The organism is Clostridioides sp. ES-W-0016-02 (assembly GCF_020641035.1).
In the GTDB taxonomy this organism is placed as follows: domain Bacteria; phylum Bacillota; class Clostridia; order Peptostreptococcales; family Peptostreptococcaceae; genus Clostridioides.
Genome location: NZ_CP061361.1, coordinates 3,838,287 through 3,851,669, shown reverse-complemented (window position 1 = coordinate 3,851,669; position 13,383 = coordinate 3,838,287). Strand labels below are relative to the sequence as shown.

General features: G+C 27.3%; 14 protein-coding genes, 1 pseudogene and 1 riboswitch. Of the genes and pseudogenes, 12 read left to right on the top strand and 3 right to left on the bottom strand.

Annotation, left to right across the window (positions count from 1 at the left end):
• Positions 1 to 117 precede the first annotated feature (117 nt).
• Positions 118 to 276: riboswitch (M-box (ykoK) riboswitch) on the bottom strand.
• Between the two features lie 410 nt (positions 277 to 686).
• The 4 genes and pseudogenes from IC758_RS17815 to IC758_RS17805 all read left to right on the top strand — a co-directional run bounded on the left by IC758_RS17815 (position 687) and on the right by IC758_RS17805 (position 5,048).
• Positions 687 to 3,566 carry an EAL domain-containing protein gene (locus IC758_RS17815; protein WP_227824515.1) on the top strand — a complete coding sequence of 960 codons (2,880 nt, stop codon included), beginning with the start codon at positions 687 to 689 and terminating at the stop codon, positions 3,564 to 3,566.
• A gap of 364 nt (positions 3,567 to 3,930) precedes the next feature.
• Positions 3,931 to 4,023 (top strand): annotated as a pseudogene (locus IC758_RS21285) (AsnC family transcriptional regulator); the annotation flags it as partial.
• 162 nt (positions 4,024 to 4,185) lie between these two features.
• Positions 4,186 to 4,392 carry an Lrp/AsnC ligand binding domain-containing protein gene (locus tag IC758_RS21280; protein WP_413927693.1) on the top strand — a complete coding sequence of 69 codons (207 nt, stop codon included), beginning with the start codon at positions 4,186 to 4,188 and terminating at the stop codon, positions 4,390 to 4,392.
• 71 nt (positions 4,393 to 4,463) lie between these two features.
• Positions 4,464 to 5,048 carry a DJ-1/PfpI family protein gene (locus IC758_RS17805; RefSeq protein ID WP_227481826.1) on the top strand — a complete coding sequence of 195 codons (585 nt, stop codon included), beginning with the start codon at positions 4,464 to 4,466 and terminating at the stop codon, positions 5,046 to 5,048.
• A gap of 4 nt (positions 5,049 to 5,052) precedes the next feature.
• Here IC758_RS17805 and IC758_RS17800 read toward each other — a convergent pair whose 3' ends face one another.
• Positions 5,053 to 5,376, bottom strand: coding sequence for a winged helix-turn-helix transcriptional regulator (locus IC758_RS17800; RefSeq protein WP_227435669.1), 324 nt, complete (start codon positions 5,374 to 5,376; stop codon positions 5,053 to 5,055).
• A 154-nt stretch (positions 5,377 to 5,530) separates the two neighbouring features.
• Between IC758_RS17800 and IC758_RS17795 the strand changes: the two genes are divergently transcribed.
• A complete protein-coding gene (locus IC758_RS17795; protein WP_227435671.1) occupies positions 5,531 to 6,049 on the top strand; it encodes a nitroreductase family protein in 519 nt (172 codons plus the stop codon).
• A gap of 243 nt (positions 6,050 to 6,292) precedes the next feature.
• Here the strand turns inward: IC758_RS17795 and IC758_RS17790 are convergent, their stop codons facing one another.
• Positions 6,293 to 6,904: a phenylalanine--tRNA ligase beta subunit-related protein gene (locus IC758_RS17790; RefSeq protein ID WP_227860649.1), complete on the bottom strand. Its 612-nt coding sequence runs from the start codon at positions 6,902 to 6,904 to the stop codon at positions 6,293 to 6,295.
• Between the two features lie 170 nt (positions 6,905 to 7,074).
• On the opposite strand from IC758_RS17790, the gene IC758_RS17785 reads away from it, so the two are divergent.
• From IC758_RS17785 to clpP, 7 genes are all read left to right on the top strand, one after another.
• Entirely contained in the window at positions 7,075 to 8,481 is a 1,407-nt protein-coding gene (locus IC758_RS17785; protein WP_227481828.1) for a PLP-dependent aminotransferase family protein, read from the top strand.
• Between the two features lie 168 nt (positions 8,482 to 8,649).
• The gene (locus IC758_RS17780) at positions 8,650 to 9,393 is read left to right on the top strand and encodes an ABC transporter ATP-binding protein (protein WP_227435679.1); all 744 of its coding nucleotides are present in this window, start codon (positions 8,650 to 8,652) and stop codon (positions 9,391 to 9,393) included.
• Positions 9,386 to 10,243, top strand: a complete 858-nt coding sequence (locus IC758_RS17775; protein ID WP_227860648.1) for an ABC transporter permease — start codon at positions 9,386 to 9,388, stop codon at positions 10,241 to 10,243. Before IC758_RS17780 ends, IC758_RS17775 begins: the two co-directional genes overlap by 8 nt.
• A gap of 57 nt (positions 10,244 to 10,300) precedes the next feature.
• Complete coding sequence (locus IC758_RS17770; RefSeq protein WP_227435684.1) at positions 10,301 to 10,738, top strand: LytTR family DNA-binding domain-containing protein; 438 nt, start codon at positions 10,301 to 10,303, stop codon at positions 10,736 to 10,738.
• 15 nt (positions 10,739 to 10,753) lie between these two features.
• On the top strand, positions 10,754 to 11,197 hold the full coding sequence (locus IC758_RS17765; protein WP_227481831.1) for a DUF3021 family protein: 444 nt from the start codon (positions 10,754 to 10,756) through the stop codon (positions 11,195 to 11,197).
• A 134-nt stretch (positions 11,198 to 11,331) separates the two neighbouring features.
• A complete protein-coding gene (locus tag IC758_RS17760; RefSeq protein ID WP_227824512.1) occupies positions 11,332 to 11,814 on the top strand; it encodes a helix-turn-helix domain-containing protein in 483 nt (160 codons plus the stop codon).
• Positions 11,811 to 12,395 (top strand): ATP-dependent Clp endopeptidase proteolytic subunit ClpP, encoded by a 585-nt coding sequence (gene clpP, locus IC758_RS17755; RefSeq protein WP_227435691.1) that lies wholly within the window; start codon positions 11,811 to 11,813, stop codon positions 12,393 to 12,395. Before IC758_RS17760 ends, clpP begins: the two co-directional genes overlap by 4 nt.
• A gap of 377 nt (positions 12,396 to 12,772) precedes the next feature.
• Here the strand turns inward: clpP and IC758_RS17750 are convergent, their stop codons facing one another.
• Entirely contained in the window at positions 12,773 to 13,264 is a 492-nt protein-coding gene (locus IC758_RS17750; RefSeq protein ID WP_227435693.1) for a DUF2284 domain-containing protein, read from the bottom strand.
• Positions 13,265 to 13,383: the final 119 nt, after the last annotated feature.

Here is a 13,383-nt window from a genome sequence, read left to right as displayed (position 1 = left end):
AGACAAATAGGTATTAAAAAATCCCTTGTCAAAGCAAGAACAATGACAAGGGATTTAAATCCATATAAAAATAACCAAGGTATAAAAACCTAAGTATATTTATAAAACAGTACAAACTGTTTCATTCATCGTTCAAGCTTTAACTTCATAGGGCGATGAAATTGCGTTAGATTATGCCTTGGAATCGACATAAACTGTTGACCTTCTCATAGTGTCTCCACTATTTTGCGGCAGCAACCCGTATCCCTATGGTAGCCTCACCTACCGAAATATTTAATTTCTCTAAAATTGTAAGCTATAAAAAAATATTTGTCAATAGCTTGAAAAAAACTAAGTACAGTTAATATTTTCTATTACTTGCTATAAATTACATATTTTTCCCTAGCAGAATATATTCATAAAATATTGCGACTTATAAAATCAAAGGTGTAGTATTGTTGAACTTTTAATGGTATGCTAAGATATTTATATAATTATAATAAATAAAAATATATAATTACTATATAAAGTTATACTTTTAGAGTAATCACTAAAAATATATGTTTATTTATTCTTAGATAAACATATATTTTTTTAAGTATTAAGTATAATGATAAGTTTATGTATGATATAAATCTAAGTAATGTATTATTAGAATGATTATAAATAATTTGAGGGAAGGTTTTATATGAGGGGGGATAAAGTTTGTGTCAATTAAGAGACTGATTTTCATCGTATTTTTAATTAATTGTATGATATTTATGTGTTTTCCAATACAATCACTTGCAAAGACAGAAAAACGTGTTATAAAAGTAGGTTTTTTTGATTTTGAAGGATATCATGATTATGATAAAAATGGAAATAGAAATGGGTATGGATATGAATATCTTCATGAGATTGCAAAGTATACTGGCTGGACATATGAGTATGTATCTGGTACATGGGAAGAGTGTCAAACTATGTTAGAAAATGGACAGATTGATTTACTTACTTCTGCACAATATACAAAAGAACGTGCTGAGAAATTTGATTTTTCAGAGGTACCTATGGGAAGTAGTTATGCACGACTTACAGTAAAAAGTGGAAATTCAAAGTATACACCAAATGATTATAAAAATTTTAATGGAATAAAGGTTGGACTACTTTATGGAAATAGTAGAAATGAACATTTAAAGAAATTTGCAAATGAAAAAGGATTTAATTACACATTTAAATATTTTAAAAATCAGGAAGAATTGGAAAATGCATTAAAAAGTGGAAAAGTAGATGCTATATTAACTAGTAGTTTGAGAAAAGTCAAAAATGAAAGCGTAATTGCGCAATTTGCTCCATCCCCATTTTATTGTATTGTAAAAAAAGGTAACACTGAACTGTTACAAGATGTAAATGAAGCTTTAGAAGATATTGAGATGGACAATCCAGCATATAAGTTTAATTTATATAGTAAGTACTATCAGTCTAGTAATAAAGATACATTTATTCTTTCCAGGGAAGAAAGCAATTACTTAAAAAAAAATAATCATATACGTGTAGTAAGTATGCCAAACTCATATCCATTATCATATTTAGATACAGGTAGACTTAAAGGTATTGTACCAGATATATTTGATTTAATTGTAAAAGAGCTTGGATTAAGTATAGATTATGTAAAAGCTAATTCATATAAAGAATCGATTGATATGGTAAAAGAGGGAAAGGCAGATGTTATATGTTTTTTTAATTCAGATTATGGGTGGTCAGAGCAGAATGGAATTAAGATTACATCTCCTTATATGACATTGAACTATAGCATTATAACTAAAAATTATAAAAATACCAAAATTGATAATATAGCTGTTGCTGAGAGCGATACATTCAATGATGAGTATATCAAAGAACACTATAAAGGTAGCAATATTCAAAGATATAAATCTGAAGAAAAAGCTATAAATGCAGTAAAAAGTGGAGATGCAGATGCAGCATTTGTAAATACATATTCTGCTGAAGACTATATACAAAAAGATTATAATAATTTAAAAGCAATTCTAGTTAATGATTATAAAACTAATATATCTTTAGGTGTTGGAAAAAATATAAATCCAACATTATATTCCATTTTGGATAAGAGAATAAATGCACTTAATAAAGATGAGTATTCAGAAATTATTGCAAAGCATACAATTTTTCAAGACTATAAAATTAGTTTATCACAGTATATTCATCAGCATCCAGTTCAAACAGTTTTAATTTCTTTTTGTTTCTTTTTAGTTATAATAGCAGTACTTTCTTATGTTATTGCAATCAACAAAAGACATTCCAATCATATTTTTGATTTGGCATTTAAAGATGTAGAGAATGGAGTTTGGAATTACAATGGATTTGAAGATCAAGCACCACGAATTCTAGAAAAGCATAGAGAAAAATTTTATACAGTAATTGCTTTTGATATATCTAAGTTTGCTATCATAAATGAAAATTATGGTAGAGATTCTGGAGATATGATTATAAAAGAAGTTGCATCAGTTTTGAATAGAGTTATTGGAGACAGGGCATTAATAGCTCATGTAAAAGCAGACCATTTCCTTTTGCTCCTACCCTATGATTTAAAAGAAGATTTGGAATTAACTCTTATTGATATAAGTAAAAGTATTTCATACTTTGAAGTTAAGGGGATTGGCATTAAAGTAAAGGCAAACTTTGGAGTATATATTATCAAAGAGCAAGACATTGTTATTACAAAGGCTATTGATTATGCTGAAATTGCTAGAAGAAAAGCAAAAAGAAGTAATTCATCTATTATATATTTTGATGAATCTCTTAGAGAAAGTCTTAACAAAGAAAAAGAGATTGTTGATAGGATAGATTATGCATTAGAACATAATGAATTTCAGGTTTATTATCAACCTAAGTTTGATATGAGAACAAATAACATTATTGGTGCAGAAGCACTTGTTAGATGGAATCATAAAGAACTTGGATTTATGAATCCAGGAGAATTTATACCTATACTTGAAAAGAGTGGTGGAATTATAGATGTTGATTTTTTTGTGTTAGAAGAAGTATGTAAGTTGACAAGATTTTGGATAAGTTCTGGAGTTAAACCCATTTCAATCTCTGTAAATCAATCAAGAGTACATTTTCAGAAAAAAGATTATATAAATAGATTACAAAGTTTGCTTGCTAAATATGATATACCTAAAAGCATCATTGAACTTGAGATAACTGAAAGTCTATTTGAAAATGATAGTATATCAAATGATATGATAAATGAGATTAAGGAACTTGGTTTTTTAATTTCTGTTGACGATTTTGGTTCTGGATATTCTTCATTACATCTTCTTAATCAAGTTTCTGTAGATATTCTTAAAATAGATAAATCTCTCTTAGATAATTCTGAAGGAAAAGGTAAGGTAGGTAAGATTATTAGTAAAGTAGTTGAGATGGCAAATGACTTGGGATTAGAGGTGATTTGTGAGGGTGTTGAGAGGATAGAACAAGCAGAATTTTTAATGAGTATTGATTGTTACTATGCACAAGGTTATTTGTATGCAAAGCCTATGCCAAAAGATACATTTCTTAAAGAAGTAGATAAATTTAAAGGTATGTAAAAGAATACATATAATATATGTATATAGAGAAATACATATATTATTAATACTAAGTAATGATTGTAATTTTATAAATATATAAATTATAATCATTACTTTTTTTATAAAATAAAAAAGTTTGTTACTATAAAATAATAATTCGAAGAGTATTAGCTTTACACTTAGAAAAATTTAGTTGATATACAATAAAAATACTAATTTTAATTTAGTTTAAATATTTTAAGTGTGTCATGTATGTTGTATTTAATTAGTTTAAAAATTTAATGATAAATACTATATTTCATTAAATTTTATTGAAATAATTTAAATTATTTACTTATTTTAAATTATTAGATAAAATCATATTAAATAATTAAGGAGGTGAATAGACATAGACGAGATAGATTTAAAAATAATTAATTCTCTAAAAAAGAACAGTAGAGCCTCAACTTCTGAAATAAGTAGACAAGTTAATCTATCAATACCAGCAGTTTCAGAGCGTATAAAGAAAATTGAACAGTCAAATATAATTCAAAAGTATACTATTCAAATCAATCGAGAAAAAACAAAGTATAAACTTTTAGCTTTCGTATTTATCAATACAGATTTATCTAAAAGTATAGAAGAGTTTAAGAAGATTATGTTGGAGTATGATACTGTATTAGAATGTCATCACATTTCAGGAGAATATGATTATTTAATAAAAGTATTAGCAGAGGATACAAATGAACTTGAAGAATTTATATCAATAACTTTGAAAAAAATTAGAGGAATCCAGAAAGCTAATACAACCATTGTTTTATCAACAATTAAAGAGGAAATTAATACAATCAAAGATATTTTTTAGATAAGCATATACTAAAATATTGATTATATTAATACCTACTTTCTTACATATTTTTAGGAGGAAAATACAATATGAAAGTTTTAGTTTTTTTAGCAAAAGGTTTTGAAACTATGGAATTTAGTGTATTTGTAGATGTTATGGGATGGGCTAGAAATGATTATGATTACGATATAGATGTAGTAACTGGTGGATTTAAAAAGCAAGTTGTAAGCACATTTAATGTTCCAGTATTAGTTGACAAAACAATAGATGAAATATGTGTAGATGATTATGATGCATTAGCTATTCCTGGAGGATTTGAAGAGTTTGGATTTTATGACGAAGCATATGATATATCTTTTTTAGACTTAATAAGAGAGTTTGATGCAAAAGGGAAGATAATTGCTACTATTTGTGTAGCAGCTTTACCTGTTGGTAAAAGTGGTGTTTTAAAAAATCGTAAAGCTACTACATATCATTTAAAAGATGGTCAAAGACAAAAACAGTTAAGTAAATTTGATGTAAATGTAGTCAATGAGCCAATTGTTGTAGATAGAAACATTATAACTTCATATTGTCCAGAAACCGCACCACATGTAGCTTTTAAGCTTTTAGAAATGTTGACATCTAAGGAACATATGGAAGTTGTAAAATTAGCTATGGGATTTAAATTATAATAAATTAAAGATTATTTAAGTAATCAGAACCCCAATCACACATAACATCTAAAATAGGAATAATGCTTTTTCCAAAATCAGATAATGAATATTCAACTTTTGGAGGTACAACAGGATAAACAACTCTTACAATTAAGCCATCTGTTTCTAATTCACGTAATTGTTGAGTTAGCATTTTAGCAGTTGCTTTAGGTATTAATTTTTTAAGTTCATTAAACCTTAATGTAGTATCTTTAAGATGCCAAAGAATAAGTGTCTTGTATTTACCACCAATCAATGCAAGGGTTGCTTCTATAGGACAACTGTAATTACTTGAACATTTTTTCATTTTTTTAGACCTCTCAATATATTTTGAAGTACCCTTTTTGGTACTATGTTACAAAAAAGTACATTATTGTAATATATAATTATAGTGATAAGATTATAGCATAGGTTAAATAAATCATCAACTTAGCCTAATAAAATGATAGGGGGGGAAATAAATGAATTTTGTTGAAATCGCAAAAAAAAGATATTCTTGTCGTAATTATCAGGATAAAAAGGTTGAAAAAGAAAAGCTTGAGAAAATTTTAGAAGTTGCTAGAGTAGCTCCAACAGGGGGTAATCGTCAGCCTCAAAGATTAATTGTAATACAAGAAAAAGAAGGTCTTAATAAAGTTTCTAAGGCTGCGAATATATATGATGCACCATTAGCAATTATCGTATGTGGGGATAAGGATAAAGTTTGGACAAGACCTTTTGATGGTAAACAACTTACAGATATTGATACAAGTATAGTTACTGATCACATGATGTTACAAGCAACTGAACTTGGATTAGCGAGTGTATGGGTATGCTATTTCAATCCAGATGTAATTAGAGAAGAATTTAATTTGTCAGATAATCTTGAGCCAGTAAATATATTACTAATAGGATACGAAGTTGGAACACCAGAAAGTCCAAATAGACATGATAAAACTCGTCTTCCTTTAAATGAAATTGTTTCTTATGAAACTCTTTAGATATAAAAGTAAACTATCTATATGAGATATATAATGAGTTATTTTTTTAAATAAAGTTTTAAAAAAAGTTAATACTTATATAAAATTAATTTTAGTGAAGTATATATCTAGTTGAACAATGATGTATACTTCACTATTTTGATTACTTAGAATACCCACTAATACTTTGAATATCTGCTAAGCTTAAATTTTCATTATATTAACTAAAATACATTGATATTAATTAAAATATATTTATATTAATTAAAATACATCAATTAAATCAATTTTCGAGTCTGGAAAACCGCTTAAAATATAATCCTTTATATCACTTAGGTGGTTATAAATTTGTTTTTCATAAATTCCATCAGGAGCATATACAAAGTATAGAATATTTTTAGTTTTTTTTGTAATTTGTGTACGATTATCTGGTCCATTAAGAATACTAGATAGTATACCAAGGTTATCTGATAAAAATAAATCGTCTTTTGTTAGAGTTTGCTTTCTTTCTCCTATACCATAAAAATGTTCATTTTCATTTGCTAAATCTATTTTTAAAGGCAATTCTATCTTATCAAGGTCATGTCCTGCTGTTAGAAGAAGATTTTTTAATTCTGCTAAAAACATTGCTTGAATAGGCAGATTTACATTTGGAATACCTTTTGATTTTAGTAAAAGGGATTCTAATTGAAGTAATACAGGATAAGTTTTTTTAAATTTTTTATAATACTTTATGTAGTTGGAAAGAGGCTCTGTTTTAATTTTTTCTTTGCGATTGTATTCAGGGTTTTGTGCAATAATATTTTCAATTTCAGAGTTTTTAAGAAGTAAAAAATTTTCTTCATTAGGTGTTGAATAGGTCATATTTACAATCATAACTCCAAATTTAATATTGGGATAAATTTCCTTTGTGTTACTTGATTTTCTAACATAATTTAGACTCCTTTTAATTTTTTGTTTTATGGTATAATCTTAGCAAGTAAAAAATGGATTTTGTAGTTCCATTTTTATAGTAATTTTATAGAACCACTTTTGGAGGTATTAAAATGTGGATTACAATTAATAGAAATAGTGGCATATCATTGTCAAGACAAATTTATTGTGAGATAAAAGACATGATTTTAAGCGGGAGCTTAAATTTTGAACAAAAACTACCTTCATCTAGAACTTTGGCAAAAGAACTTTCTGTATCACGAAATACAGTGTTAGATGCATATAATCAATTAATTGCAGAGGGATATTTGGAAACAAGGCATGGCTATGGCACAACTATAGCCAAAGTAATATTAGACCATCAAATTGACTTTAAGTTAGACTATACTTCTGAAATTAGAGATAGTTTACATGAGTATAAACAAAATAATTATATAGATTTCTGTTCTGGAATTCCAGAATTAAAGCTATTTCCACGCAAAGAATTATCAAAGTTATATAAACAAATACTACATGATTTGTCACACTTAGATTTTAGATATAATAGTACTGCAGGGGTGTGGAAATTGAGAGAAGAAATATCACAATATTTATTTCGTATTAGAGGAATTAGATGTAGTCCACGAAATATTATGATTGTTTCTGGTTCAACACAAGGGCTATCTTTAATATCACAAGTTTTATATAAAAATAATCAAAAAGTTATTGTGGAGGATCCTATTCACAAAGGATTGTTAAAGGTAATTTCTACTGTGGGATATTCAGTTGTTGGGATTCAAGTGGATGATAAAGGTATAAATACTAACCTAATAAAATCTATAAAGGATGTTTCTTTTATATATACAACACCTTCACATCAATATCCATTAGGTGGTATTTTACCAATTCAAAGAAGACTAGAACTTATTAAATATGCAGTAGAGAATAATTGCTATATAGTTGAAGACGATTATGACAGTGAATTTAGATATGAAGGTCAACCAATTAGTTCCCTCTATGAACTTAATCCAAATAAAGTAATTTATATAGGTTCGTTTAGTAAAATACTATCTCCAGCCATTCGTATGGGATTTATGTTGTTGCCAGATGATATAATAGATGATTATAAATCCTTAAAAATGTATTCTGATGTTCATACAGAATCTATATCTCAGTATGTTCTAGCTGAATTTATTAAAAATGGAGGTTTGGAAAAACATATATTTAAAATGAAGAAGTTATATAATAGAAAGCGTAAATATCTTATTGATATTTTGAATATTGAATTTATAAATGAATTTAAAATAAAGGGTCAAGTAGCTGGGCTTCACATAGTTGTTCATTTTTATAATGTTATTTTTACTGAAAAACTAATCAATCAAATTTATAAAGCAAATATCAGGGTTTATCCTATACAGCAATATGCAATTGAGAATAAAGCAGAATATGACCATGAAGTTGTCCTAGGATATGCTCATCTTAATTTTGATGAAATTGAACAGGGAGTAAGAATGCTTAGAAAAATAATACATACAAATTAAGATGTATTAGGAAAGGTTTTTTACAATATCTTATTTTTAGGTATGTATTTTACTTTAGTTTTTTTACAACTCACATATTCATTTATACTACATACTTCCAGTTGTATTGTGTGGACAAATTACTTATTGTATTCTGAAATCATCAATTAAGGAAGGTAGATGAAATGTATGAATAAGATAATAGAAGTAATTAATTTGCAAAAAAGCTATGATACTTTTAAAGCTGTGAAAGGGATTGATTTTTATGTAGAGGAAGGGAATTTGTTTGCATTACTGGGAGCTAATGGTGCTGGAAAATCTACAACAATTGATATTCTTTGTACGTTATTGAGTTATGATAGCGGAGAAGTGATTATAGATGGGCATAAATTAGGTGTAGAGGATAATAAAATTAAAGAAAAAATTGGAGTAGTATTTCAAGAAAGTATACTAGATTCACTTTTGACAGTAAGAGAGAATCTTACAATTCGTGCAAAATTTTATATCAAGAATAAAGATAAAGTAAGACAAATTGTACATAAAGCTGCTTTATCTGTAGGAGCTATGGAATTTATAGATAGACCATATGGTAAATTGTCTGGAGGTCAAAAGCGTAGGGCTGATATAGCAAGAGCTCTTTTAAATACTCCTAAAATACTGTTTCTAGATGAGCCTACAACAGGGCTTGACCCAGAATCTAGAAAATGTGTATGGGATACTATATTAAAATTACAAAAACAATATGGTTTTTCTATAGTTCTTACAACCCATTATATGGAGGAGGCTTCAAAAGCTGATTATATTGTAATGCTTGACTATGGTGTTATAACAGCAAAAGGTTCACCTCATGAACTAAAATATAAATACAAAGCAAATAATTTAGATGATGTATTTTTGAATATAGTTAGAAATAGAGGTGAAAAAAATGTTTAATATAGCACAAAGAAATATAATGATTTTTTTAAGAAATAAAAGAGGAGTATTTTCATCTTTTTTAGGTGCAATAATTGTAATCGGCATCTATGTTATTTTTTTAGGAGAAAATTTAAAGGAAGGTTATCCAAATATTAAAGATATAGACATATTAATGAATAGTTGGGCAATGGCAGGAATTATTTCTGTTGTTTCTGTAACTACAACAATGGGTTCTTTTGGAGTTACAGTATTGGATAAGGAGTTAAAAAGAAACAAAGATTTTTATTGTTCACCTGTTAAAACAAGAGAGCTGGCAGGAGGATATATTTTAAGTTCATATTTAATTGGTGTAATTATGAGTATATTTACATTTATACTTGCAGAGATATATATTGTATCAAGTGGGGGACAATTTTTACCTATGCTTTCTATTATAAAGGTTATTGGTGTAATTTTATTAACCGTTTTATCATCTAGTGCAATGATATTTTTTATTGTAAATTTGTTAAATAGCATAGATACATTTTCAACTGCTTCTACGATTATAGGTACTCTTATTGGATTCTTGACAGGAATTTATATACCTATTGGAAGCTTACCTCAAGCAGTGCAAACCCTTATAAAGTTATTTCCAATTTCACATGGGACTGTATTGCTTAGACAAATTATTACGGAGCCTCCATCAAAAGTAACATTTGTGGATTCAACAAATGCATTAACTGAATTTAATGAGCATATGGGAGTAACATTTGGTGGTATTGGAAGTTTGTCTGAAAATTCAATTCATATTATGTTTCTAGTTATTTCTGCAATAGTATTTTATTTTGTTACTATACTTATGGTATCAAGAAAAAAAGCTAGAAATTAATAGTAGGAAAATATACTATAGTCTTTTTATAGAAATCAAAAGAAAGGATGTGTTAGAGTGAAGGTAATAATTGAAACTCCCTTAGACGGAGAAGAGGATGAAATTATAATAAGATGCAGAAATATTGATGATGAAATACTTAAATTGATTTTTAACATCAAGATGCAAAGAGAGTCTCTTATAGCATATAAAAATGAACAACTCTATCGTATCAATCCTTTAGATGTCTATTACTTCGAATCTGTAGATAACCACACTTATCTTTATTGTAAAAATGATGTTTATGAGTTTAAGAAGAAGCTTTATCAGATTGAGGAAATTTTTTTTAATAGTGACTTTCTTAGAATATCTAAGTCTGTAATATTAAATCTTACAAAAATAGACTCAATTGTACCAGCGTTTAATGGTAGATTTGAAGTAATACTAGATAATGGTGAAAAGACAATTATTTCACGCCAATATGTACCAATGTTGAAGAAAAAACTAAAGATATAAAGGAGTTGATTGAATATGAATTTAATAAATACACTAAAGTATGTAGTTCGTTATTTTTGTATGATAACTACAGGAGTTTTAATATCTGTTTTTACTTCTTGTTTAGTATTTAGCCCTGATGAGACATTTAGTATAAATATTTTCCAACAGATTTTATTAATTGCATTGGTCACATCTCTATCCACATTAATTTTTTATTCAAAACGAGAACTAGGTAGAAAAGAGTTACTAATTCGCCAAGTAATTCATATAATTTTTCTATTTGTTTTCGTTCTGTGGTTTTCATTTAAAAGTAATTGGATTGATAGTGGTCATATTTTTCAAACTCTGTTTATAGCACTATCTATATTTATTATCTATCTTTGTATAACACTTGCTACTTGTAAAAGAGATAAGGAAGAATCTATTTTATTAAATAAAGGTTTGAAAGAATATAGGAAAAATAAAATTAGTAAATAATAGCTAAGACAATTCAACAAATTATAAATTTATTATTAATTGAGTTTTTATATCAGTCATTAATTTAAGATAGCAATTTATATTAAGAAGAAAATTCTTGTATGAGTTATAATACTTAAAAGGAGATGATGAGGTTGAAAACAAATACAGATGTAATTATGGAAATCATTGATTATATAGAAGAACATCTTACAGAAAATCTAAATCTAGATAAAATGGCTGATGTTGCTAGTTATTCAAAATATCACTTACACAGAATGTTTACAAACATTGTGGGATGTACTATGTATCAATATATTAAAAGAAGGAGACTTACTGAAGCAGCTAGACAACTTGTATTTACAGATAAATACATTATAGATATAGCTCTTACAGTTGGATATGCTACACACCAGTCTTTCACATTAGCATTTAAAACTTTATATAAAGAATCTCCACAAGTATATAGAAGTAAAGATGAATTTTATCCTATTCAACAAAGATTTGTTTTAAATCCAAATCATCAAATCCAAAATGTAGATTGTATTTCTTATACAAGTATTAGTTATGAACGAAGAAGAGATGAAATCAATTCTTATCTCAACTTTAATATTAATTGTGAGGTGAAAGTAGCATGAGTTTAGTACCACATGTAATTGAACAGACAGGTCAAGGTGAAAGGTCTTATGATATATATTCAAAACTATTAAAAGATAGAATTATATTTATAGGCGAAGAAATTAATGATGCTATTGCAAGTTTAGTAGTAGCTCAATTACTATTCTTAGAATCAGAAGACCCAGATGCAGATATAACTATATATATAAATAGCCCAGGAGGGGCTGTAACATCAGGGTTTGCTATATACGATACTATGAACTATGTAAGATGTGATGTATCAACTATTTGTATTGGTATGGCTGCAAGTATGAGCGCTTTTTTACTTTCTGGAGGTACAAAAGGAAAAAGATATGCCTTACCTAATGCAGAAATTATGATACATCAACCTATGGGTGGAGCTAAAGGGCAAGCAACAGATGTAAAAATAGCAGTAGATAATATGTTGAGAACAAAGGAAAAATTAGATAGAATTCTTTCTGAGAATACTGGAAAATCAATAGAAGATATTAGAGTAGATACAGATAGAGATAATTTTATGACTGCAAAGGAAGCTAAAGAATATGGATTGATTGATCATATAATGGAGAAGTGTGAGTAGAGTATTATTTTAAAAGCTTAATTTATAGTATATAACTAATGTCAAAATAATCATGTTTAAATGAACATGATTATTTTTTTGTTTAAAAAAAGAAGTTTTTTAAAATGTCAAGTAAATAAGTAATAAATAGTAATTTTACGTATCAGTTTAGAGATTTTCTAGAGATATTAACCAATGTGGTTGCAATGATATGATAACTTATAGACCACACTGGTTAATTTGCATAAGGGGTTAATTTAGATGTAAATCCTATGAACTTATGATAAAAGATAAAGAAGATTATAAATATAAGTTTATAATATATAATTGCATACTATTATGCAGATAATAAATACAAAAAATTGATATAAAAAGTTCAGTAGAAAATATTAATTTTTTTAATCAACTAATAATAAGCCAAAGTGGTTTTGAATTTCTCCTTTTTCTCGTAAAGTATTTATTTCAAGTCCATTTGACCTTACTGTAGCAAAAACATCAATACCACATGCTTCCATTGATGGAGCAGTCTTGTTAGGAAAACTACAAGTATCAGGATTACATTTAGCACACTTTGTACAAGGGCCACTTCCAAAAGCAATTGATTTATAATATCCATCTAAAAAAAGTTCTCTTGCTATTTCAACAGCTAAAGGAGTAACAATACTCATTTTATGACATCGAAATAAAATAGCTTTTTTGTAACAATCTATTATTGCTTGCGTCTGTTGATAGGTTGGAGTATTGGGTGGACAACAATGACTATGACCATATGTATTACAACCAAACTGACACTTATAAATTGTCCATGCTGCTGTGACAATCGTTTTAGGGTCTATTGAAACTGCAATGTCAGCTCCACTAGATTTTAATATTTCAAAGTATTTTTTCATAATTTACCTCCTATCAAAAATAGTTTTATTTTTTATCTTGTATGAATGGTTAAATTTTACGTATTCTTATACTTATGGTAACGCAAAAATAAATATCAATCAAATCGATATATTTAAAT

What these genes read in the sequence shown, in the direction of transcription:
- clpP (WP_227435691.1), top strand. Translation starts at nt 11,811, where the DNA reads ATGAGTTTAGTACCACATGTAATTGAACAGACAGGTCAAGGTGAAAGG.
- IC758_RS17780 (WP_227435679.1), top strand. Translation starts at nt 8,650, where the DNA reads ATGAATAAGATAATAGAAGTAATTAATTTGCAAAAAAGCTATGATACT.
- IC758_RS17765 (WP_227481831.1), top strand. Translation starts at nt 10,754, where the DNA reads ATGAATTTAATAAATACACTAAAGTATGTAGTTCGTTATTTTTGTATG.
- IC758_RS17750 (WP_227435693.1), bottom strand. Translation starts at nt 13,264, where the DNA reads ATGAAAAAATACTTTGAAATATTAAAATCTAGTGGAGCTGACATTGCA.
- IC758_RS17805 (WP_227481826.1), top strand. Translation starts at nt 4,464, where the DNA reads ATGAAAGTTTTAGTTTTTTTAGCAAAAGGTTTTGAAACTATGGAATTT.
- IC758_RS17790 (WP_227860649.1), bottom strand. Translation starts at nt 6,904, where the DNA reads ATGATTGTAAATATGACCTATTCAACACCTAATGAAGAAAATTTTTTA.
- IC758_RS21280 (WP_413927693.1), top strand. Translation starts at nt 4,186, where the DNA reads ATGTTGGAGTATGATACTGTATTAGAATGTCATCACATTTCAGGAGAA.
- IC758_RS17775 (WP_227860648.1), top strand. Translation starts at nt 9,386, where the DNA reads ATGTTTAATATAGCACAAAGAAATATAATGATTTTTTTAAGAAATAAA.
- IC758_RS17785 (WP_227481828.1), top strand. Translation starts at nt 7,075, where the DNA reads ATGTGGATTACAATTAATAGAAATAGTGGCATATCATTGTCAAGACAA.
- IC758_RS17800 (WP_227435669.1), bottom strand. Translation starts at nt 5,376, where the DNA reads ATGAAAAAATGTTCAAGTAATTACAGTTGTCCTATAGAAGCAACCCTT.
- IC758_RS17795 (WP_227435671.1), top strand. Translation starts at nt 5,531, where the DNA reads ATGAATTTTGTTGAAATCGCAAAAAAAAGATATTCTTGTCGTAATTAT.